Annotated in this window: 21 protein-coding genes; 7 read left to right on the forward strand and 14 right to left on the reverse strand. The window is 65.6% G+C overall.

The features are described from left to right. Window positions 1–54: 54 nt before the first annotated feature. The 4 genes from BLQ58_RS23275 to BLQ58_RS23290 all read left to right on the forward strand — a co-directional run bounded on the left by BLQ58_RS23275 (window position 55) and on the right by BLQ58_RS23290 (window position 3,556). Window positions 55–1,275, forward strand: a complete 1,221-nt coding sequence (locus BLQ58_RS23275) for a globin domain-containing protein (RefSeq protein WP_029051421.1) — start codon at window positions 55–57, stop codon at window positions 1,273–1,275. Window positions 1,276–1,396: 121 nt separating this feature from the next. Further along, window positions 1,397–2,071, forward strand: a complete 675-nt coding sequence (locus BLQ58_RS23280) for a general secretion pathway protein (RefSeq protein ID WP_254776082.1) — start codon at window positions 1,397–1,399, stop codon at window positions 2,069–2,071. A 175-nt stretch (window positions 2,072–2,246) separates the two neighbouring features. Next, window positions 2,247–2,852, forward strand: a complete 606-nt coding sequence (locus BLQ58_RS23285) for an EF-hand domain-containing protein (RefSeq protein ID WP_029051419.1) — start codon at window positions 2,247–2,249, stop codon at window positions 2,850–2,852. Between the two features lie 209 nt (window positions 2,853–3,061). After that, window positions 3,062–3,556 (forward strand): Lrp/AsnC family transcriptional regulator, encoded by a 495-nt coding sequence (locus BLQ58_RS23290; protein WP_029051418.1) that lies wholly within the window; start codon window positions 3,062–3,064, stop codon window positions 3,554–3,556. 90 nt (window positions 3,557–3,646) lie between these two features. Here the strand turns inward: BLQ58_RS23290 and BLQ58_RS23295 are convergent, their stop codons facing one another. Continuing rightward, entirely contained in the window at window positions 3,647–4,345 is a 699-nt protein-coding gene (locus tag BLQ58_RS23295; RefSeq protein ID WP_029051417.1) for a GNAT family N-acetyltransferase, read from the reverse strand. A gap of 358 nt (window positions 4,346–4,703) precedes the next feature. On the opposite strand from BLQ58_RS23295, the gene BLQ58_RS23300 reads away from it, so the two are divergent. Together BLQ58_RS23300 and kefC are read left to right on the forward strand one after the other, a co-directional pair. Beyond that, complete coding sequence (locus BLQ58_RS23300; protein WP_092602390.1) at window positions 4,704–5,294, forward strand: glutathione-regulated potassium-efflux system oxidoreductase KefF; 591 nt, start codon at window positions 4,704–4,706, stop codon at window positions 5,292–5,294. After that, window positions 5,291–7,111 (forward strand): glutathione-regulated potassium-efflux system protein KefC, encoded by a 1,821-nt coding sequence (kefC, locus tag BLQ58_RS23305; RefSeq protein WP_029051415.1) that lies wholly within the window; start codon window positions 5,291–5,293, stop codon window positions 7,109–7,111. The genes BLQ58_RS23300 and kefC overlap by 4 nt, the downstream gene beginning before the upstream one ends. Before the next feature lie 213 nt (window positions 7,112–7,324). Here the strand turns inward: kefC and BLQ58_RS23310 are convergent, their stop codons facing one another. The 7 genes from BLQ58_RS23310 to paaA form a co-directional block, all read right to left on the reverse strand. Then, window positions 7,325–7,969, reverse strand: a complete 645-nt coding sequence (locus BLQ58_RS23310; protein WP_092602392.1) for a TetR/AcrR family transcriptional regulator — start codon at window positions 7,967–7,969, stop codon at window positions 7,325–7,327. Window positions 7,970–8,013: 44 nt separating this feature from the next. After that, window positions 8,014–8,811, reverse strand: coding sequence for a DUF1835 domain-containing protein (locus tag BLQ58_RS23315; RefSeq protein ID WP_092602394.1), 798 nt, complete (start codon window positions 8,809–8,811; stop codon window positions 8,014–8,016). Window positions 8,812–9,029: 218 nt separating this feature from the next. Further along, entirely contained in the window at window positions 9,030–10,115 is a 1,086-nt protein-coding gene (gene paaE, locus BLQ58_RS23320) for a 1,2-phenylacetyl-CoA epoxidase subunit PaaE (RefSeq protein ID WP_029051413.1), read from the reverse strand. 13 nt (window positions 10,116–10,128) lie between these two features. Beyond that, window positions 10,129–10,782 carry a 1,2-phenylacetyl-CoA epoxidase subunit PaaD gene (gene paaD / locus BLQ58_RS23325; RefSeq protein WP_092602396.1) on the reverse strand — a complete coding sequence of 218 codons (654 nt, stop codon included), beginning with the start codon at window positions 10,780–10,782 and terminating at the stop codon, window positions 10,129–10,131. Window positions 10,783–10,793: 11 nt separating this feature from the next. After that, window positions 10,794–11,642: a 1,2-phenylacetyl-CoA epoxidase subunit PaaC gene (paaC, locus tag BLQ58_RS23330; RefSeq protein ID WP_049815946.1), complete on the reverse strand. Its 849-nt coding sequence runs from the start codon at window positions 11,640–11,642 to the stop codon at window positions 10,794–10,796. A gap of 10 nt (window positions 11,643–11,652) precedes the next feature. Continuing rightward, a complete protein-coding gene (gene paaB / locus BLQ58_RS23335; RefSeq protein WP_029051433.1) occupies window positions 11,653–11,943 on the reverse strand; it encodes a 1,2-phenylacetyl-CoA epoxidase subunit PaaB in 291 nt (96 codons plus the stop codon). Window positions 11,944–11,956: 13 nt separating this feature from the next. After that, complete coding sequence (paaA, locus tag BLQ58_RS23340; protein WP_029051434.1) at window positions 11,957–12,967, reverse strand: 1,2-phenylacetyl-CoA epoxidase subunit PaaA; 1,011 nt, start codon at window positions 12,965–12,967, stop codon at window positions 11,957–11,959. 218 nt (window positions 12,968–13,185) lie between these two features. On the opposite strand from paaA, the gene BLQ58_RS23345 reads away from it, so the two are divergent. Beyond that, on the forward strand, window positions 13,186–13,653 hold the full coding sequence (locus BLQ58_RS23345) for a universal stress protein (RefSeq protein ID WP_029051435.1): 468 nt from the start codon (window positions 13,186–13,188) through the stop codon (window positions 13,651–13,653). Window positions 13,654–13,720: 67 nt separating this feature from the next. On the opposite strand, the gene BLQ58_RS23350 is transcribed toward BLQ58_RS23345, so the two are convergent. The 6 genes from BLQ58_RS23350 to BLQ58_RS29340 form a co-directional block, all read right to left on the reverse strand. Beyond that, window positions 13,721–13,999: a DUF1488 family protein gene (locus tag BLQ58_RS23350; protein WP_029051436.1), complete on the reverse strand. Its 279-nt coding sequence runs from the start codon at window positions 13,997–13,999 to the stop codon at window positions 13,721–13,723. 117 nt (window positions 14,000–14,116) lie between these two features. Further along, complete coding sequence (locus tag BLQ58_RS23355) at window positions 14,117–16,225, reverse strand: FUSC family protein (protein WP_029051437.1); 2,109 nt, start codon at window positions 16,223–16,225, stop codon at window positions 14,117–14,119. A 387-nt stretch (window positions 16,226–16,612) separates the two neighbouring features. Further along, the gene (locus BLQ58_RS23360) at window positions 16,613–17,857 is read right to left on the reverse strand and encodes a nucleoside recognition domain-containing protein (RefSeq protein WP_029051438.1); all 1,245 of its coding nucleotides are present in this window, start codon (window positions 17,855–17,857) and stop codon (window positions 16,613–16,615) included. Window positions 17,858–17,930: 73 nt separating this feature from the next. Then, entirely contained in the window at window positions 17,931–18,326 is a 396-nt protein-coding gene (locus BLQ58_RS23365; RefSeq protein WP_029051439.1) for a DUF488 domain-containing protein, read from the reverse strand. 16 nt (window positions 18,327–18,342) lie between these two features. After that, the gene (locus tag BLQ58_RS23370) at window positions 18,343–20,034 is read right to left on the reverse strand and encodes an AMP-binding protein (RefSeq protein ID WP_029051440.1); all 1,692 of its coding nucleotides are present in this window, start codon (window positions 20,032–20,034) and stop codon (window positions 18,343–18,345) included. 147 nt (window positions 20,035–20,181) lie between these two features. Continuing rightward, the coding region (locus tag BLQ58_RS29340; protein ID WP_217636056.1) for a hypothetical protein at window positions 20,182–20,456 on the reverse strand (275 nt) is incomplete at its 5' end.

Here is a 20,456-nt window from a genome sequence, read left to right on the forward strand (position 1 = left end):
ATCGTGGGTAAAAACATGCATTGGAAATGCATGAATTCACAGGAGTTTTTGCTGATGTTGTCCGCTGCTTCCCGCCCCTATATCGATGCCAGCGTCCCCGTGCTGCGCGAGCACGGTCTTGCCATTACCACGCACTTCTACCGCGAGATGTTCGCGGCGCGCCCCGAGCTCAAGAATCTGTTCAACATGGGCAACCAGGCCAACGGATCGCAGCAGCAGTCGCTGGCGTCCGCGGTGTTCGCCTATGCCGCAAACGTCGACCGCGCCGATGTGCTGGCGCCCGTGGTGGAGCGCATTGTCCACAAGCACGTGGCCGTCGGCCTGACCTCGGCCCACTATCCGATCGTCGGCAAGTATCTGCTCGAAGCCATTGCCGCCGTGCTGGGCGATGCCGCCACCCCGCCGCTGCTGGCGGCCTGGGACGAGGCCTACTGGCTGCTGGCCGGCGAACTGATCGCCGCCGAGGCGCGCCTGTATGACCGGCACGGCGTCAAGGCCGGCGAACTGCAACGCGTGCGCGTGATCGCCCGCGAGCAGGAGGGCGACCAGGTGGTCTCGCTCACGCTGGCGGCCACCGACGGCAAGCCGCTGCGCGACTTTGCCCCGGGCCAGTACATCAGCGTGGAAGCCATCCTGGCCGACGGCCATCGCCAGTTGCGCCAGTACTCGCTGTCTGGCGAGCGCGGCCTGCCCACGTGGCGCATTTCGGTCAAGCGCGAGGACGGCGGCGCCGAAACGCCGGCGGGCGCGGTATCGAACTGGCTGCACGACAACGCGCATGTCGACACTACGTTGCACGTCAGCACGCCATGGGGCGAATTCGCGCCGGCCATCGATGACCGCCGCCCGATCGTGCTGATGTCGGCCGGCATCGGCGTGACGCCGATGGTGTCCGTGCTGCGCACGCTGGCCAGGGAAAATCCGCATCGTCCGGTGCTGTTCGCGCACGCGGCCCGCCATGGCGGGCACCACGCGCATCGCGGCGACCTGGGCTGGGCGCGCGAACGGATGCCGAACCTTCGTACCCACATCAGCTACGAAACCCCGCAGGCTACCGATGTATCGGGCCGCGACTTCGACCACGCCGGCACGATGCCGATCGAATCGCTGCTCAAGGCCGAAGAGACCTCGGCATTCAACGATGCCCGCTTCTACCTGTGCGGCCCGCTGGGCTTCATGCAGGCCCAACGTCATGCACTGATCAAAGCGGGGATTCCGGTGGGTCATATCCACCGTGAAGTGTTCGGCCCCGATCTGCTCGACGACCTGCTCTGATCTTCGTCGCCCCCCGGCGCCAGCCGTTGGGCTGGCACGACTGACAGACAATCGACGCATGCGTCTGGTACGCTAGGCGACCTCCTGGATTCCGCCGCCTGGCGTATCGCTCGTGCCAACCCTGACCCGGCCTGCCTTCCGCTTCGACCTTTCCGCCTCCTGGCTGCCGCGCGCGGCCAGTCTGTTGCTATTTGTAGCGCTGTGCGCACTGGTCACGCACTGGGTGCTCGTGTTCAGCGCGATGCGGACGATTCCCGTACCCAAATCGGCGCGTATCGCCCAGACCGAGGCCGTGGAAACCGGTGCGGTGGCCACGCTGTTCGGCGGCAGTGCGCAATCGGGCGTGCGGGATGTCCAGTTGATCGGCGTGGTGGCGGACGTCGATGGCGTGGGTCCGGCGGCAGCCATCCTGTCGCTGGATGGCGGGCCGCCCAAGGCGGTGCGCGCCGGTGCCTCCCTCTCGTCCCAGATCCGGCTCACCGAAATTCATGGCCGCAATATCGTGATCGAGCGCAACGGCGTGCGCCAGGAAATTGCGCTGCCGCTACAGAACACCGTATCGGTCGGTCGTCCGGGCAATGCACCGGCGGCGGCGCCGCCGTCCGGTGCGGCCGCACCGTTGTCGACGCCGATGCCGGCCCCGGTGCAGTCGGCACCGCCGCCGGTGGCCAGTGCGCCGGTACAGCAGCCGCCTCAGCAGTTCCAGCCGCAGGCACCCCAACAGCAGGGCCTCGCGCCGCAGCAATTCCAGTCAGTGCCGCCGCACGGCGCCGAGAACCAGCTGCCAAAAGACTGATCAAATCGTAAAAATACGAGTTTCACAATATTGCGCAATCTTTGACTGTATTGCGGCCGTTTACGGCCCGAGTCGATTCTGTGAGGCCCGTAACATCGTATTAAAACTGCCAACTTGGCGTGGTTGTCTGCGTTCTAATCCGTACATGCCCAACGTGATGAAAAGGAGCACAGACATGCAACGCAATCACAAGACGCACATCCTGAAGAGCTTTATCGCCGCCTCGGCCGTGTTCATGGCCGCGGGTGCCGCCTTTGCGCAAACCACGCCGGCCCCCGCTGCGCCGCAGGCCGCTCCGCAGGGCGGCCCCGCGCCTCACCATCGCATGGGCGGACCGGGCGAGCACCACCATGGCGGCATGATGTGGATGAAGTCGGTCGACACCGACGGCGATGGCACGATCTCGAAGGCCGAAGCCGATGCGATGTTCAACAAGATCGATACCAACCACGACGGCAAGCTCGACAAGACCGAGCTGGCCGCCTATCGCAAGGCTGCCTGGGAACAGCGTCGCGCCGAGATGAAGGCCGAATTCGAGGCCAAGTTCAAGGCTGCGGACAAGAACAACGACGGTGCGCTGACGCGCGACGAGTTCAAGGCTGCCTTTCCGCGCATGGCCGACCGCTTCGACAAGCTCGACGCCAACCGCGACGGCAAGGTGACCATGGCTGAAATCCAGTCGGACATGCAGAAGATGCACAAGGACCGGATGGATCGCATGCAGCGTCGCGGCCCTGACGGAGCCTCGGCCCCGTCCGTTCCGTCGTCAAGCGGCAACTAAACCCTTGCCCCGGCAACAGCCAGGCGCGGCCTTCGGGTCGCGCTTTTTTGTTTTGGCTGGCACCATCCTTGCCTTGCCCACGTGACGCATGCGCCCGCTGCATATGACTGCCGTACTAGTCCCTGCATGAAATAAATTGCGGACTTGTGCACGACTTGCTAAATTTGCGCAAAAAAATTGCCGACAAACATATTGCGGAGCAACAAAACGTGAGCAAGGTGGAGCTGGACAAGATCGACCGGAAGATTCTGGAGGTCCTGCAGACCAACGGGAGGCTGACCAACCTGGAAGTGGCGGAGCGCGTGAATCTGTCGCCGAGCCCCTGCCTGCGCCGCATCCGTCGGCTCGAGGAAATTGGCGTGATTCGCCAGTATGCGGCGCTGCTCGAACCGAACAAGATCGGGCTGGGCCTGCTTGCCTATATCAATGTGCGGTTGGAAAAGCAGGGCGGCACGCCCAAGGGCAAGGCGCCGCTGGACCTGTTTCGTGCCGCCATCCAGACCTGGCCGGAAGTGGCCGCCTGCCACGCCATGACGGGCGAGATGGATCTGCTGCTCAAGGTCTATGTCGAAGATATGGAGCACTTTGCGCGCTTCATGCAGGAACAATTGCTGGCGCATCCGTCGGTGATCGATGTGCGTTCCAGCTTTGCACTGGAGTCGATCAAGGACACCACGGCGCTGCCCGTGGCCGGGGGAGCCTGACAGCGGCGCAAGCCGCACTTGGGTCCGCACCAAACAGAAACGGCGCACCTTGCGGGTGCGCCGTTTTTCATTCGGGGTCGCCGGACGGGGTCAGGCGGTGCCTTTCTGCGGCACCAGCGAGCGCCAGAAACGCAGGCCAAATCGGCGGACATCGCGCAGATTGCGCCGGACCATGTAGTCGAGGTCCGCCACCTGTTCGTCGATCGCCTCGGTCAGGCGGCTCACCGTGTCGGCGGGCGGCAGTTCCAGGTAGGCATCGGCTTCGCCATAGGCGTATTGCACCTTCATGCCGGCCTTCTTGGCGATGTGCATCATCGCCGCGTTACGCGACAGGCAGTGCATGTACAGCGTGCGGACGCTGGTATTGCGGCCGTGCATGGCGGCGCGCTGGAACAAGGCGCTGCCGATGCCCCGGCCCCGGGCGCTCTTCGACACCGACACGCCGAACTCGGCAACGCGGCCCTGGGCGTTGTCGCGCAGGTTTGCGAAGTGGCCGACGCCAACCAGTTCCAGGTGCTCGTCATAGACGCCAAACACGCTGTCGTGGTCGAAATCGATGCTTTCCACATAGGCTTCGATCACGTGGTTGCCAACCGACTGGCCAAAACGGAGCAGGCGATCTTCCTCGCCCAGGGCGAGAAAATGCTTCTGCAGACGCGAGCGATGATGGGCAGCCAGTTCGCGCACCAGTGTGGTGTGACGCTGGGTTGCCTGGCTCGCCTCGGCTGCGCGGCGAAGATCTTCGTCGGTGACTGCGCCGACGGCCTTGCTCAGTTCGAGCGGGTTCACTTGGTTTCCTTCTTCAGTGATCGGTATAAAAATAGCACCGTCGCGGTGGTCGTCCCTGCTCTTTCATCCAACTCTGTGCGGCATGAGTTCGATTTGTGATCCAGAATGCTGGATTCGGGCAAACACTAGGTTGCTGCGGCGCGAAAAGTATTGTAGTGGAATTGTCAGTCTCGCGTAAGCTACCCATCCGCCAAACCGTGGCGCGAAAGCGGGTCAGATAGAAAAATACTGACAATTCAATAAGTTATGAACGCGGCTGGGACGTCGACGGTGTGTGGGTTGTGGATTTGCTGCAACGCCGCACCCGGCTGGCTTGTCTGTCGCATCGATCCCCCAAGGGAAAGACAAAGCCCCATTCATGAACGAGCCACCGATTGTTGTGATCTATGCGCATCCTGCGCCCCGACGCTCGCGCGTCAACCATCCCCTTGCCGAAGCCCTTGCCGAACTGCCCCATGTGGCAGTGCGTGAGCTTTACAACCTCTATGTCGACTACGACATCGACGTCGTAGCGGAACAGCGGCTGCTGTCGACCGCCGAAACCGTGGTGCTGCTGTTCCCGGTGCGCTGGTACAGCGTGCCGGCGCTGATGAAGCTCTGGCTCGACGACGTGCTCGAAATGGGTTGGGCCTACGGGCCCGGCGGCACGGCGCTGCGCGGCAAGTCGATGCTGGCCGTGGTCAGCGCGGGCGGCCAGGCGGATGCTTACGGTCCCGACGGCGCCCACGGCCATCCGATCGGCGATTTCCTGCTGCCGCTGGAGCAGACCGCCCTGCAATGCGGCATGAGCTGGATGCCCCCGATCGTGCTGCACGACGCCGACCGCGCCGACACCGACGCCGTGGCGCTGCACATCGAACACGTGGCGCGCCATCTGGCGGCGCCGCCGCTGCCCCCGGAAACACAGGAATGGCCGGCATCCGAGGTCAGCGGGGAGGACGCGCAATGAACCAGCATGACTTCCTGATTGCCCTGCTGGTGTTCCTGGTGGCGGCCGTGGTGGCCGTGCCGGTCGCGCGCCGATTCCAGCTGGGCGCGGTGCTGGGCTACCTGATCGCGGGTGCCGCCATCGGCCCGTTTGCCTTGCGCCTGGTGACCAACGTCGAGTCGATCCTCCATTTCTCGGAGTTCGGCGTCGTACTGATGATGTTCGTGATCGGGCTCGAACTGGAGCCGCGCAAGCTCAAGGCGCTGAAGCAGAGCATCTTTGGCTACGGTTCGATACAGATGGCGGCGTGCGCGTTGGCCATCGGCATTGTTGCAGCCCTGTTCGGCGCGCCCTGGCAGGTCGCCATCGTCGCCGGGCTGGGCCTGGCGCTGTCGTCCACCGCCATCGCGTTTGCCACGCTGGCAGAGCGCAACCTGATGCAGACCGGCGCTGGCGCCGCCAGCTTCGGCATTCTGCTATTTCAGGATATCGCCGCGATTCCGATGATCGCGCTGCTGCCGCTTCTGGCGGCGGACGGCGCGGGTGCCACGGCCCACGGCCCGGAGAACTGGCAGACCGCCGCCAAGGCGGTGGCCGTGATTGGCGCGGTGGTCGTGGGCGGCCGCTACCTGGTGCGGCCGGCCTTGCGCGTGATTGCCCGCACCGGCATGCGCGAGATGTTCACCGCGTTTTCGCTGCTGCTGGTGGTCGGCATCGCGCTGATGATGGACGCCGTGGGCCTGTCGATGGCGCTTGGCACCTTCGTGGCCGGCGTGCTGCTGGCGGACTCGGAATATCGCCACGCGCTGGAGGCCGACATCGAGCCGTTCAAGGGCCTGCTGCTCGGTCTGTTCTTCATGGCGGTGGGCATGTCGATCGATTTCGGCATCCTCGCGCAGCAGCCCGGCAAGGTGATGGGCTTCGTGGCGGCGTTCGTGCTGATCAAGACCGCGGTGCTGACGCTGCTGGCCAAACGCTTCCGGGTGTCGCGCGGGCAGTGGCTGCTGTTTGGCCTGCTGATCTCGCAGGGCGGCGAATTTGCGTTCGTGGTATTTGCCGAGGCGCGCACGGTCGGCCTGCTGCCCAGGGAAACCGAGGCGCTGCTGGTGCTGATCGTGGCGCTGTCGATGGTGGCCACGCCGCTGTTGCTGCTGCTGTTCGACCAGTTGCTGGCCCCGCGTCTCAACGCGATGTCGAAGCGGCCCGACGACGAGATCACCAATCATCACAATCCGGTGATCATTGCCGGGTTTGGGCGCTTCGGCCAGATCATAGGGCGCCTGCTGTATGCGCAGGGCATTGGCGTGACAGTGCTGGACCATGATCCAGACCAGATCGAATTCCTGCGCCAGTACGGCTTCAAGATCTTCTACGGCGATGCCACGCGCATGGACCTGCTCGAAGCGGCCGGCGCCGGCGAGGCGAAGATCCTGATCGTGGCCATCGAGGACCTGGACGACAACCTCGGGCTGATCGACAAGGTGCGCCACCGCTGGCCGGACCTGAAGATCTACACGCGGGCGCGGCATGTGTCGCACGTCTACCAGCTCATGGATCGCGGCATCGGCATCGACAACTACGAGCGCGAGATGTTCGAGGGTTCGTTGATGCTGGGACGCAAGGTGCTGGAGGGACTGGGCTTCGACCGGGTGGAGGCGCGTGGCGTGGCGCTGCGCTTCCGGCGCCACAATATCGAGGCCATCGACCGCTTCTATCCGTACTACAAGGATCAGAAAAAGCTGGTCTCGCTGGCCAAGCAGGCGCGCGACGAACTGGAGGAGATGTTCCGCCAGGACCGCGACCAGCGGCGCAAGCAGGAAGATGCCGAATGGTCCTGAGCCCGCCCCGGCAGCCGTCCGGTGGCTGAAGCGGGCTGGGACGCGAAGGGCCCGACCCGCCCGATCAGCCCGATCAGCCCGATCAGCCCGATCAGCCCGACCAGCCTGACCAGCCTGACCAGCCTGACCAGCCCGACCAGCCCGACCAGCCCGACCAGCCCGACCAGCCTGATCAGCCTGATCAGCCTGCCCGGCTCAGTCGCCCCGGTCGGCTCAGTCGGCCCGGTCGCCCCGGTCGCCCCGGTCGGCACCCGGCATGCCCGGTGCCAGGCCGTGTTCGAGCAGCCCGACCACCATCTCGGCGAATGCCCCGTATGACAGCCGGCCACCGGGTTTGAGCCAGGTGAAGGTCCAGTTGATCATGCCGAACACGGTCATGGTCAGCGCGGTCTGGTTGTCGCGTGTCACGCGCTCCGGATAGGCGCGCTGCAGCAGGCGCGCGAACGCCGCCACCACGTCGCGCTCGCGCTGCAGGATCTGGTCGCGCTGCTCCTCGGCCAGAAACTTCACATCGTTGATCAGCGCGATATGGCGCGTTTGCGACGTCTCGTACTCGGCCAGGAAGGCGCGCAGCAGATGGGCGAATGTCTCGCGATGGCCGCGCGACTGGCGCGTGCCTTCGGCCTCCACCTCCGTGACGATCTGCATCAGCTGCCGGGTGTAGCGGTCCAGCAGGTCGAACAGGATCGCTTCCTTGCTCTCGTAATAGTGGTAGAGCCTGGCCTTGGACGTGCCGCAGGCCGCAGCCAGGTCGGCCATCGAGGTGCTGGGGTAGCTGGAGGCGGCAAAGGCGGCGGCCGCCAGGTCGAGAATCTGTTCGCGTTGCGCCTCGAAATCGGGCGCCTTGGTTCGTGCCATAGGGGTCGGATCGATCCGCCTGTTGTTCTGTTATCGGTACGGCGTCAATCGGTGTGGGCAGCGAGGGGGTTGCGGCGGATATCGCAGGATTCGAGGCTTTGCGGGTCGCCGCGCAGCTCCAGCTGTCCCGTGCTGACCAGCTCGCGGCAGCGCCAGAAGACGAACCAGTCGCTGGCCAGCAGGCCCTCGATGGCTCCCATCACGCTGCCCACCACCTGCACGGCCGGCGTCCAGTCTTCGGGGGCGCGCTCCAGGATCACGTCGTCGACGTTGTGATAGGCCGCGGGCACCAGCGTATTGCCCTTCCACAGCCGCACATCGGCGTTTTCCTTGACGTTCTGTTGCCACTCGTAGCCGAGCCGGCCCAGGCGCAGCACCGATACCGGGGCGATCGTCGAAAAACGACGTGCCAGCCGGGCGGCCGGATACATGCCGACGGCGGTCAGGCTGCCGTGCGTGGGGGCTTCCAGCTCGCGCAGGTCCATCGCCACTTCGTTGATGCGCTGCGGAGCCTGGTAGAGGTGGAACACCACCCGGCGCAGCATCAACTGGTCCGATGCGCTCTGGCCATGCCAGATGGCCACTTCCATGTCGTCGCGACGCAGTTGCTGGAGCTGGTCCAGCGCCTGGCGCATCTCGGCCGCGAAGTCGATATCGGTGTGCGGCGCCACGCGCTGCCAGAAGCCGGAGCGGATCAGGCCGGTGCTGTCGATATCGGCGATCGGACCCACGGCAAGATCGTCGCGCAGGACGACCACCGGGTCGGGGCGGGCGGCCTGGGCCAGAGCCTGGCGCAGCGTGTTGCCCGCGACATCGCCGTTGACGACATGTATGTATTGCATGACCGTGATTGTATAGGGTGCGACGGGTGCCGGACCTCCGGACGCGGCCGCCGCCACCGCCGTCAGGCGGCCGCTGGGCGGGCGATGCGACGCATGAAGCGTGTTCCGCCATTGTAATCACGGTGCGACACCGGCCGGGCATCGGCGGCTGTCTGACATGTGGGATTCCTGCCATACGTTCGACACCCTTGACATCGGCCCGGCGCGCTGGTCGGTCCTTACCGTTCGTCGTAGCTGACGACCACCCGAGGCGTCAGCGCGCGCGCCTGGCATGTCAGCACAAAGCCCTTTTCCATTTCCCACGGTTCGAGCGTGTAGTTCTTCTCCATTTCCACCTCGCCCTCCAGCACCTTGGCGCGGCAGGTACAGCAGACGCCGCCCTTGCAGGCATAGGGCAGATCCAGCCCGGCGGCCAGCGCGGTGTCCAGCACTTTGGCGCCGGTCAAAGGCAGGCGCATCTTGTGCTGCTTGCCGTCCAGCACCACCACCAGTTCGGCGGTGCCGGCCTGGTCGGCATGGGCGGGCGGGGCGGTCCTGGGCTGGGTCAGCGGCACGCCGAATCGCTCGGCGTGGATCCGGTGCGGATCCAGCCCCGCGGCCTTGAGGGCTTCCTCGACTTCGTCGATCATCGACGCGGGGCCGCACACGAAGGCGGCATCGATGTCGTCCACGGGCAGCAGGGTTTGCAGGAACGCCGTCACGCGGTCGCGGTCGAGCCGGCCGTGCAGCAGATCCACCTCCTGCGGCTGGCGCGACAGCACGTGGTACAGCGTGAAGCCCGACAGGTACTGGTTCTTCAGGTCTTCGAGCGCCTCGGAGAAGATGATCGAATCGACGCTGCGGTTGCCATAGACCAGCGTGAACCGGCTGCGCGGCTCCTGGGCCAGCGTGGTGCGGATCAGCGAAATCACCGGCGTGATGCCGCTGCCTGCCGCAAAGGCCACATAGTGGCGCGATGCATCGGCATCGAGCGGCACGTGGAAGCGGCCATCGGGTGTCATGACGTCGAGCACCTGGCCGGCGGCCACGTTGTCATGGATCCACGTGGAGAACACGCCGTCGTCCACCAGCTTTACAGCCACGCGCAGTTCGCCGCGATCGTCGTAGTCCTGCACGCCGCAGCAGATCGAGTACGAGCGGCGCACGTCCTTGCCCTCGACAGGCGCCTTGATCGTCAGGAACTGGCCCTGCGTGAAGCGGTAGGCATCGCGCAGTTCCGGCGGGACATCGAAGGCAATCGAGACCGTGTCCGGGGTCTCGGGGCGAACCTGCGCCACGCGCAACGGATGGAACTGTGGGGTCATGGGCCGGCGGTGCTCAATAGGGTTTGAAGTAGTCGAACGGCTCGCGGCAATCCAGGCAGCGATAGAGCGCCTTGCAGGCCGTGGAGGCAAAGCGCGACAGCTCCTGTGTGTGGACGCTGCCGCAGCGCGGGCATGCAATGGCAGGCGACTGCGGCTGGCGCGGCACGAAGCGCAATGGCTGGACGTTGCCACCGTGCGGGGCCGGGCTGGCGCACTGGCCCGGGGGCGCGATGCCGAAGGCGTGCAGGCTGGCGCGGCCGGCTTCGGTGATCCAGTCGGTGGTCCAGGCCGGCGCCAGCACGGTGCGCACGTGCCACGGCGCCAGGCCGGCTGCTTCGAGCGCGCGTCCGGCGTCTTCCTCGATCTGCGACATCGCCGGGCAGCCCGAATACGTGGGGGTGATGATGGCCTCGATGGTCTGGCCATCGTCGGCCAGCACCACGTCGCGCAGGATGCCGAGGTCGCGGATCGACACGACCGGGATCTCGGGGTCGGGCACGGCTTCCAGGGCGGCCCAGGCGCGGGCCAGCCGGTCCGTGGGCGAAAACGGGGATTCGGCGGGCGTGGAGCCGCCGCTGCGCGCGGCGGTGGGCGCGAACGTTGGCGCGAACGTTGGCGCGAATGGCGATGCCGGAGCCGGTGTCATCGGCGCGGGATGGGTACGCATGGCCGGCCTCGTTACCACTGCGCGCCCGGATGGGCCCGCGCCAGCCCCTGCAGCTCAGCCAGCAGGTAGCTCATGTGTTCGGAATGCACGCCGTGCTTGCCGGTGGACACGAACGCCGACGGCGCCGGGCGCTGCAGGGTGGCGTCATCGAGCGTGGCGGCAACGGTGGCCTCCCAGGCCTCGCGCAGGCCGGACGTCAGCACGCCCACGCCCTGTGCGGCCACTTGCTGCTCCACCGCGTCGTCGGCGAAGCATTCGTTCATATAGGGCAGCAGATGATCGAGCGCCCGTTGCATGCGCGCGTGCGAGGCGTCGGTGCCGTCGCCCAGGCGCACCACCCAGTCGGCGGCATGGTGCAGGTGGTAGCGCACCTCCTTGGCTGACTTTGCCGCGATGGCCGCCAGCTCGGCGTCGGTGCTGAGCGCCAGCGCCGGCCAGAGTTCGGCCATCAGCGCGCTGTACAGGAAGTTGCGCATGAGGGTGACCGCGTAGTCGCGGTCGGCGCGCGCCGTGCCGGCCAGCGGGCCGTGGTGGGGCAGCTCCTGTAGCGTCCAGTTGCGGAATTCCGGTTCGCTGCGCCAGTAGGCGTAGTCGTCCTCGTGGCGCACGCGGCCGGTCAGCCGGCCTTCCAGCGCGCCGGCGTGGCTGTACAGCAGTCGGGCCTGCCCGATCAGGTCGAGGCTGATATTGGCCAGCGCGATGTCTTCCTCGAGCACCGGGCCGTGGCCGCACCATTCGGCATTGCGCTGACCCAGGATCAGCGCGTTGTCGGCCAGGCGCAGCACGTATTGCAGGGGGGCGGTCTGTGCCAGCGGCAGGCGCGCCAGGGCGACGCCGTCGGCTACGTTGGTTTGCGTCATGGGGCCGGCCTTACATATGGTTCACTTCGTCGGGCAACTGGTAGAACGTGGGGTGACGGTAGATCTTGTCCGCGGCCGGGTCGAACAGCTCGGCCTTTTCGGCCGGCGCGCTGGCCGTGATGGCGGCCGACGGCACGACCCAGATCGACACGCCTTCCTGCCGGCGCGTGTAGACATCGCGCGCCATGTGCAGCGCCTGCCGGGCATCGGCAGCGTGCAGGCTGCCGCAGTGCTTGTGTTCCAGGCCCTGCTTGCTGCGGACGAAAACTTCCCACAGCGGCCATTCCTTTTGTTGTGTCATGGTGGTCTCCGGATCAGGCCGCCTTGGCCGGGGATGCGCGCCGGGCGCGCTTTTCGGCATGGGCCAGCGCCGCCTCGCGTACCCAGGCGCCGTCTTCGTGCGCCTTGACGCGCGTGGCCAGCCGCTCGCGATTGCAGGGGCCGTCGCCGTTGATCACGCGCCAGAATTCTTCCCAGTCCAGCGGGCTGTAGTCGTAGTGGCCGCGCTCGTCGTTCCAGACCAGGCCGGGGTCGGGCAGCGTCACGCCAAGCACCCTGGCCTGCTCGACGGTGGCGTCGACGAACTTCTGGCGCAGGTCGTCGTTCGATATCCGCTTGATGCCCCAGGCCATGGTCTGGGTGCTGTTGGTGGACGCTGCGTCGGGCGGCCCGAACATCATCAGCACCGGAAACCACCAGCGGTCCACGGCGTCCTGCACCATGGCGCGCTGGGCTTCGGTGCCGCGCATCATGCTCAGCAGCGCGTCAAAGCCCTGGCGCTGGTGGAACGACTCTTCCTTGCAGATGCGGATCATGGCCCGCGCGTAGGGGCCGTACGAGCAGCGGCACAGCGGGATCTGGTTCATGATCGCCGCCCCATCCACGAGCCAGCCGATCACGCCGACGTCGGCCCAGGTCAGCGTGGGGTAGTTGAAGATCGACGAATATTTGGCGCGGCCGCTGTGCAGGCCGTCGAGCAGATCGTCGCGCGACGCATTGAGCGTTTCGGCCGCGCTATACAGATAGAGGCCGTGGCCGCCTTCGTCCTGCACCTTGGCCAGCAGAATGGCCTTGCGCTTGAGCGACGGGGCGCGGCTGATCCAGTTGCCCTCGGGCTGCATGCCGATGATTTCCGAATGCGCATGTTGCGAGATCTGCCGTACCAGCGTCTTGCGGTAGGCCTCGGGCATCCAGTCCATCGGCTCGATCTTGGCGTCTTCGGCGATGCGCGCGTCAAAGGCGGCCTGCCGCGTGGCCTGGTCGGCGTCGGCCGATGTGGGCCCATGCTGCGGCTGGCCCGGCAGGTCGAGGCTCTGTGTGTACATCACGTCTCCTTGACTTTCGTCTTTGGCGGGGGGCCGACCTGTTGGTGGTGCGCTGGCGCGATACGGCGGAGAAGGGCGCGGACTGTTGTGGGGTCGGTCAGTCGGCTAAATATAAATATAAACCGACTGGTCGGTCAATTTAAGAGTTTTACGATGGACACGTGGATTCGGCGCCACGTGTAGTATCGAGCTTCCACGACTTAATGGAGGGCAAAGCTATGTCGAGCAAGGCTTACGGCAAGATCGCGGTGGCCGTGGATGGCAGCAGCACGTCGGATCTGGCATTGCAGGAGGCGATTCGGGTGGCCAGCGGCGGCGGCACCGTGCTGGCGCTCTACGTGGTCGACAACGGTGTGATGCTGTTCGATGCGGGGTTCTACGATCCCACGCAGATCGAACGGGCCTATGTGGACAGCGGCAAGAAGGCGCTGGAGGCTGCCAGCGCGGTGCTCGGCAATGCCGGCGTGACCTTCGAGACCAAGCTGGTGACCGATCCGGCCGTCATCGGCGACATCGCGGGATCGATCAATGCGGCCGCCAGCGAATGGGGCGCGGACCTGCTGGTCATCGGCACCCATGGCCGCCGTGGCGTACGCCGTCTGGTGCTGGGCAGCGTGGCCGAAGCCGTGATTCGCCAGTCGACGACGCCCGTGCTGCTGGTGCGCGGCAAGGCATCCGCCGATTGATCGTCGACGGATAGTCGGCCCGGGGGCCGAGCAGACGGACGCCCGGCTGCTGGCGCCGGCGCGGTGGTCAGCCGGCGAACCGGAAATGGCCGCCGCGCAGCACGATCTCGCGGGCTTCGGTCAGCTCGAATAGCGTTTCCGCGAGCTGTTCGATGCGCCGGCGGTTGCTGGTGAAGGCGCGCACGAGATCCTCCTCGCGCGCCGATTGTGCCCCGCAATACGCTTCCAGTGCTTCTGCCGTGACCGAGTATTGCGACCGGGTGCCGTTCACAGTGGCGGGGCAGGACAGCGTCAGGCTGGCGCCGCAGTAGGTGGGAACGGTGCTGGGGAAGGTGATATCGACCATGGCGTGCCTCGTCTTGCCGGGAACGGGGAAACCGCGAATATCCTCTCAATATAGGCAATCGCGGTTGCCAGGCAAGCCGGCTGGCCCGTGTCTCAGGGCAAGCCCCGATCCCTCGCGTCAGCCGGCGCGCGCCCCCGGCAGCCGGACGCGCCCCGCCTCGGCCTGCTCGGCCGCCAGCGCGCGCAGGTGGATAACGGTTCGATGGGCGCTATCGATATGCGCGTCCGCGTAGGTGCACTGTTCAGCCAGGAAGTGCTCGAACGGGGCGTCGGACGGCGTCAGCGGTGCCATGCGCGCGGCCGCAATCGCCGCACTGACGCCGGTGCGGCCTGGCCGAACGGCCACTTCGGCCAGGCGGGCTTCCAGATCCGTCAGCAAAGACTGAATGGCGGCACCGGGCGCGGCATGCACTTCGCCCGATTCCGCGCCCGCCCGGACCAGGCCGGCCAGCGACGCCATGCGTCGCGCCGTGACATGCAGGGCGGCATGGGCCGCGCCAAGGCGTGGGTCGAGGTCCGCGGCGCACTGGGCCAGGGTGTCTTCGGCACGGGTTGAAGCCCTGCCGGCCGCCACGCGCAGGGCTTCCAGCCGCATGCGGGCTGGCGTGACGCTGCGTGCGGTGCTGATCGCGGCACGCAGGTAGACGGCGTTGACGGACAGGGCGTCCAGGCTGTGCCGGTACGCGCGCGACAACTCGGCGCGCGGGGCCAGTATGTAATAGCTGGCCAGCGCGATCAGGCATCCGATGGCCGTATCCATACCCCGCAGCGCCGCCACATGGCTGCTGCTCGACGCGGGCTCGCCCAGCCACGAAAACAGAATGACCGCCGGCGTCAGGCAGAACGCGAAGCCGCCCGCGCTGCCGGCCAGGCGCAGTGCGTAGGCGGCCGCCAGGAATATCGCGCTCAGCCCCAGCGCCAGTGTCGGGTTTGGATGGGCCAGGCCCACCAGGCAAGCCAGCAGGGCGCCAGCCAGCGAGCCGGCAAAGCGGTGGAACGAGATCTGCCGCGTGGTCTGCAGGCGCGGACTCAACACCATGATCACCGTGACGGCCACCCAATAGCCATGGTCGACTTGCAGCAGTTGCGATGGGAGCAGGCTCAGGCCGCCGGCGAACGCCATCCGGAGCGCATGACGGGTGATTCTGGCATCACGTGCGGCGATATCGGCGAGCGTATGCCCGATCCGGTCGGCGATGCCGGCCAGTCCGGCATTCTGCCAGGCAAACGATTCGCGCCAGCGATCGAACGATGGATGCTGGGCCAGCGCGGCCAGGGCGGACTGATAGGCCGGCGGGGCGCCCGCGTTGGCGCGCTGGCCGATCAGCCTGCGCACATCGCGATCGAGCATGGCGCTCAGGGCGGGCAGGTCAGGCGCATGGCGGGCCAGCGCCTGCCGTACCTGCGCCTGCGTATCGGCCAGGCAGCGCGCGGCATACACCAGAGGCAGGCTGTGCTGTCCGCCGGCCCGCTCGCGCAGTTCGCCGGCCACGATCAGCAGGGCAAAGATGGCGTCCGCCACCGTTACCGCGTAGGCGTAGTGCAGCATGCCGACCGGATCGACCATGCCACGCCGGCCGATGACCGCGGCGCGTGCAGCCTCGATCCGCAGCCGGATTTCCTTCTTGTATAGCGAGGTGTCTTGCAGCCCCGGCGTAGCCAGGTGCTCGGCAAAGCGCCGGAGGGCATCGTAGGCGGCGGTGATCTCGGGCCGGGGTCGCGCGTCGCGCTGCGAGGGGATCAGCACCAGCGAAATCAGGCACGCAAACACGCCGCCGCGCAGATAATCCACGCCCGCCGTCCAGGCATGAACAAGCACCGACGGCTCGGCCACCGGCTGCAGGCACGCGGCAATCAGCACGACATAAAGCAGCTTGAAGCACAGTGCGGCGGCGGGGCCTCGTATTTCCGCCAGTCCGGCGACCAGGCCCGCGCAGATGACGACCGCCAGCGCGATCAGGGGCGACGACGCCAGACTGGCGCCGATCACGCTGGCCGCCGCACCGCCAATCCCCACCGCGCCAAGCCCGCGCATGCGTGCGCCAGCCGTGCCTTGCCGATCTGCCAGGCACGTCCAGATCGACGCCGTGGCCGACCACAGATAGCCGTTGTCTCCCGTCAGCCAGGCGATGCCGGCCAGCGCGAAAAACGACAGGCCATAGACCACGCCGCGCTGCAGGAAGGCGGAATCGGGCCAGAAGGAGAGTGAGCGCGGGACGCGGCGCATGATGGGGGCGTTGGAGTGGATGTCTCAGGGTGAGTACGGATCCCACTCTACGGGGACTATTGCTGCGTCGCAACATTTCCGTCAAACCGAGCCCCTTTGCCCGGCAAGAGTGCTGTATCGCACCAACGGCGGGAAATGTGTCGCAAGACGGTGCAACTGTCACATTTCCGAAGTTCTACGATTGAAAGAACTTCAGTCGGGGTGAGATTCCCCAGATTTTGGGTAAAAAAAACCCGCGCAGGTTGTGCGCGGGTTGGAATCCACCGAGGTGGTGGAGGAGACAGACTTCACTATACACGACTTGTTGCGACGCACCAAGCGGCTTCTAAAAAAATGACTGCAACATAGCACAATCACCGTTGTTGTCGTACAACAAGCGGCGTGATATCACCGAAAGAGGTAGGCGATCCATATCGCGGCACCGAGTCCGACGACGTCGGCGAACAGGGCGCAGCCAAGGGCGTGTCGGGTATTTCGCACATTGACGCTGCCGAAGTAGACCGCCAGCACATAAAAGGTGGTTTCCGTCGATCCCTGGATGATGGCGGCGAGCCGTCCCTGGAAGGAATCGACGCCGTAGGTGGTCATCACATCGACCATCAGGCCGCGGGCGCCGGCGCCGGACAGGATCTTCATCAGCCCGACCGGCAGCGCCGGGACAAAATCCGTGTTGACCCCGAGCCACATGAAACCGGCGGTCAGTCCGTGCATGACCACGTCCATGCAGCCGCTGGCCCGGAAAAGTCCGATCGCCACGAGGATCGCGACCAGATAAGGAATGATCTGTACGGCCACGCCGAAACCTTCCTTGGCGCCGTCGATAAAGGCATCGTAGACATTGACGCGCCGGAGCGCGCCGCACACCAGGAACAGCGTGATCAGCGACAGGATGAAGCCGCTGCCCGCCAGGGCCGTCATCTGGCTGACCTGGTCGGGTGGGGCGTGGCGCAGCCAGGCAAACAGGCCGGCCACGGCCAGGCCCGCCACGGCAAAGGCGGCCAGCACGGCCGGCTTGAGCAGGTTCAGCCGCTGTACCCAGGCCACGGCCAGCAAGCCGGCCAGGCACGACGCGCCCGTGGCCAGCAGCGTGGGCAGGAAGATGTCGGCCGCATTGAAATTGACCAGCCCCTGCTTGACGGCCATGGCCTGGCGAATGGCGATGACCGATGTCGGAATCAGCGTCAGTCCGGCCGTGTTCAACACGATGAACATGATCTGGGCGTTGGTCGCCGTGTCCGGCTGCCGGTTCAGCGACTGCAGCTCGCGCATCGCATTCAGGCCCAGCGGCGTGGCCGCGTTGTCCAGCCCCAGCATATTGGCGGACACATTCATCATCATCGCGCCCTGGGCCGGGTGCCCCTGCGGCACGCCCGGGAAGAAATGGCGCAGCAACGGGTTGACCAGTCGCGCAAACAGGTCGATGACCCCGGCGCGCTCGCCAATGCGCATGATGCCGATCCACAGGCTCATCACGCCGACCAGGCCGAGAGAAATCTCAAACGCGGTGCGCGAGCTGTCGAAAAGGCTGGTCAGCAGGGCCGGGAACACCGTGGTGTCGCCGCCAATGAGCCGCACACAGGCGGCCAGGAAGGAAATCAGGAAGAATCCGAGCCAGACGAGGTTCAGTGCCATCGACGTAAATAAGGCCAGTGGAGGGCTTCGCCACGTGCGTCGCGGCGAAGCCTCGCATCATAGCCTGCCGGTCTCACGCGATGTCGGCCCCGCGTTCCGCCAGCAATGCCCGCAGGATCGAGCGATGGCAGTGCGACTCATCCTCGCAATAGCAACCCAGCGAAAAATTTGTCTGGTGGGAGAAGGCGGCCAGCAGATCCAGCGTGCGGCTGGCGTCGGGCTGAGCCATCTCGGCACGAAAGTGCTTTTCGAAGGCGCGCCATGCCTTGGGGTCATTGGCGGCCTGGGCCGCCAGGGCTTGCGACACCAGTTCTGCGGAAGGCGAGAGCACGGGATACCAGGCGTCGTAGAAATCCCGGCTGGCGAATTCTGCTTTCGGCACCCCGCGCGGCGGGCGGCGCACGGTGCCCATGCGCAGGCCTTCGCCGCTGGTGCGCGGTTCGCCGAGCCTGACGATGCGGATGGTCATCGGAAACTCTCCAGAATCACGCCGTGACGGCCTGCTGCAGCCCCAGGTCGTGGATCATGGTGTCACGCATGACAAACTTCTGCACCTTTCCCGTCACAGTCATCGGCATTTCTTCAACGAAGCGGATATAGCGCGGAATCTTGTAATGCGCGATCTGGTCGCGGCAGAAGGTTCGGATGTCGTCCTCGGTGGCGGTCTGTCCGGGTTTGAGCACGATCCACGCGCAGACTTCCTCGCCGTATTTGGGGTCGGGCACGCCGAACACCTGCACCGCCTGGACCTTGGGATGGCGGAACAGGAATTCCTCGATCTCGCGCGGATAGATGTTCTCCCCGCCACGGATCAGCATGTCCTTGACGCGTCCGACGATGTTGCAATAGCCGTCTGCATCGATGGTGGCCAGGTCGCCCGTGTGCATCCAGCCGTCGCGGATGGCCTCGCGCGTGCGTTCGTCGTCGTCCCAGTAACCCCGCATCACGGAGTAGCCGCGCGTGCAGAGTTCGCCGGTCTCGCCGCGCGGCACGATCTCGCCCGTGGCATCGACCACCTTGCATTCCAGGTGCGGCTGGACGCGGCCGACCGTGGCCACGCGCTTGTCGAGCGGATCGTCGGTGGCGCTCTGGAACGACACCGGGCTGGTTTCTGTCATGCCGTAGGCGATCGTCACCTCCGCCATGTGCATGTCAGTGACTACTCGCTTCATCACCTCGATCGGACACGGGGCGCCAGCCATGATGCCGGTGCGCAGCGTCGAGAAATCGAACCGGCGGAAGTCCGGATGATCGAGCTGGGCGATGAACATGGTCGGTACGCCATGCAGCGCGGTGCACCGCTCGTCGGAAACGGCCTGCATGGTCGCCAGTGGATCGAATGCCTCGCCCGGAAATACCATGCAGGCGCCGACTGACACGCAGGCCAGGACGGACAGGACCATGCCGAAGCAGTGATATAGCGGGACGGGAATGCAAAGGCGGTCGCTGGCACCCAGGCGCATGGCCATGGCGACGAAGCGGCCGTTATTGACCACGTTGTGATGGGTCAGCGTCGCGCCTTTGGGGTTGCCGGTGGTGCCGCTGGTGAACTGGATATTGATCGCGTCGTGGGCGTCCAGCTGGCGGGTGATGGTATCGAGCACGCTGCTTTCAGGCGGCTGCAGCAGGCTGGCATAGTTGAGCATGCCTGGGGTCGGCGCTTCGCCCATGCGGACGACGGACTGGAGATGGGGCAGGCGGGCGGCGCGCAACTGGCCAGGCGTCGATTCGGACAATTCTGGTGCCAGCGCCTGCAGCATGCCTATATAGTCGCTCGACTTGAATCGGGTCGCCGTGATTAGCATCCGCACGCCAGCCTTGTTTAGCGCGTATTCCAGTTCCGCCTGGCGGTAAGCGGGGTTGATGTTGACCAGGATTGCGCCAATCCGGGTGGTCGCGAATTGGGTAACCAGCCATTCGGCCCGGTTCGGCGACCAGATGCCGACCCGGTCGCCGGCGGAGATCCCCCTGGCCAGCAGGCCGGCGGCGAGCTGATCGACCTGATCGGAAAATTCCCGCCACGTCCACCGTATCGACTGTTCCCTGAAGATCACGGCGTCGCCGTTGGGGTTTGCCGTAACGGCACGCGCCAGCAGCGCGGGGATCGTATCGTCGGACAGCGGGATATCGGTCGCACCAACCACGTGTGAACGGTCGATGGGCACGGATTGCTTCATGAGTGTCTCCTTCAACAGCGTCTTCTAATAGGTTGGCTGCCAGCTTAGGACAGTTCTGAAACCGAGGCTGTCGCCCCCGTGACAGTTGGGCCGATTTGGGCGGCTGAACTTTTCATGGAAAGGGCTTGCGTACCCGGCCAATCCCATCTAATATTCGCCCCCTCGCAACACAAAGCGCGCTGCAAACGCAGCAGTGACAAGGGTTGCGGGGTTGGCAGGAGGTTGGGGTTGCGAGGTTTGCAGCGCTGGCCGGCAGAAAAAAGTTCTGCGAAAACTGTTGACGAAACGTTGAATGCTCTGCATAATCTCGTTTCTCCGCTGCAACGAAAGACGCAGCGACAGCGAACGGCAAAGCCGGTTGCTGGGGTTCTTTAACAAACAAACAACCGATAAGTGTGGGCGCTTGATGGCGAACGCCACGG

The sequence above is a fragment of the Ralstonia sp. 25mfcol4.1 genome (assembly GCF_900104095.1).
Classification (GTDB): domain Bacteria; phylum Pseudomonadota; class Gammaproteobacteria; order Burkholderiales; family Burkholderiaceae; genus Cupriavidus.

Excerpts from the sequence above, each read along its gene's own strand:
- BLQ58_RS23275 (WP_029051421.1), top strand. The coding sequence starts at position 55 with ATGTTGTCCGCTGCTTCCCGCCCCTATATCGATGCCAGCGTCCCCGTG.
- BLQ58_RS23285 (WP_029051419.1), top strand. The coding sequence starts at position 2,247 with ATGCAACGCAATCACAAGACGCACATCCTGAAGAGCTTTATCGCCGCC.
- BLQ58_RS23300 (WP_092602390.1), top strand. The coding sequence starts at position 4,704 with ATGAACGAGCCACCGATTGTTGTGATCTATGCGCATCCTGCGCCCCGA.
- kefC (WP_029051415.1), top strand. The coding sequence starts at position 5,291 with ATGAACCAGCATGACTTCCTGATTGCCCTGCTGGTGTTCCTGGTGGCG.
- BLQ58_RS23310 (WP_092602392.1), bottom strand. The coding sequence starts at position 7,969 with ATGGCACGAACCAAGGCGCCCGATTTCGAGGCGCAACGCGAACAGATT.
- BLQ58_RS23315 (WP_092602394.1), bottom strand. The coding sequence starts at position 8,811 with ATGCAATACATACATGTCGTCAACGGCGATGTCGCGGGCAACACGCTG.
- paaE (WP_029051413.1), bottom strand. The coding sequence starts at position 10,115 with ATGACCCCACAGTTCCATCCGTTGCGCGTGGCGCAGGTTCGCCCCGAG.
- paaD (WP_092602396.1), bottom strand. The coding sequence starts at position 10,782 with ATGCGTACCCATCCCGCGCCGATGACACCGGCTCCGGCATCGCCATTC.
- paaC (WP_049815946.1), bottom strand. The coding sequence starts at position 11,642 with ATGACGCAAACCAACGTAGCCGACGGCGTCGCCCTGGCGCGCCTGCCG.
- paaB (WP_029051433.1), bottom strand. The coding sequence starts at position 11,943 with ATGACACAACAAAAGGAATGGCCGCTGTGGGAAGTTTTCGTCCGCAGC.
- paaA (WP_029051434.1), bottom strand. The coding sequence starts at position 12,967 with ATGTACACACAGAGCCTCGACCTGCCGGGCCAGCCGCAGCATGGGCCC.
- BLQ58_RS23345 (WP_029051435.1), top strand. The coding sequence starts at position 13,186 with ATGTCGAGCAAGGCTTACGGCAAGATCGCGGTGGCCGTGGATGGCAGC.
- BLQ58_RS23350 (WP_029051436.1), bottom strand. The coding sequence starts at position 13,999 with ATGGTCGATATCACCTTCCCCAGCACCGTTCCCACCTACTGCGGCGCC.
- BLQ58_RS23355 (WP_029051437.1), bottom strand. The coding sequence starts at position 16,225 with ATGCGCCGCGTCCCGCGCTCACTCTCCTTCTGGCCCGATTCCGCCTTC.
- BLQ58_RS23360 (WP_029051438.1), bottom strand. The coding sequence starts at position 17,857 with ATGGCACTGAACCTCGTCTGGCTCGGATTCTTCCTGATTTCCTTCCTG.
- BLQ58_RS23365 (WP_029051439.1), bottom strand. The coding sequence starts at position 18,326 with ATGACCATCCGCATCGTCAGGCTCGGCGAACCGCGCACCAGCGGCGAA.
- BLQ58_RS23370 (WP_029051440.1), bottom strand. The coding sequence starts at position 20,034 with ATGAAGCAATCCGTGCCCATCGACCGTTCACACGTGGTTGGTGCGACC.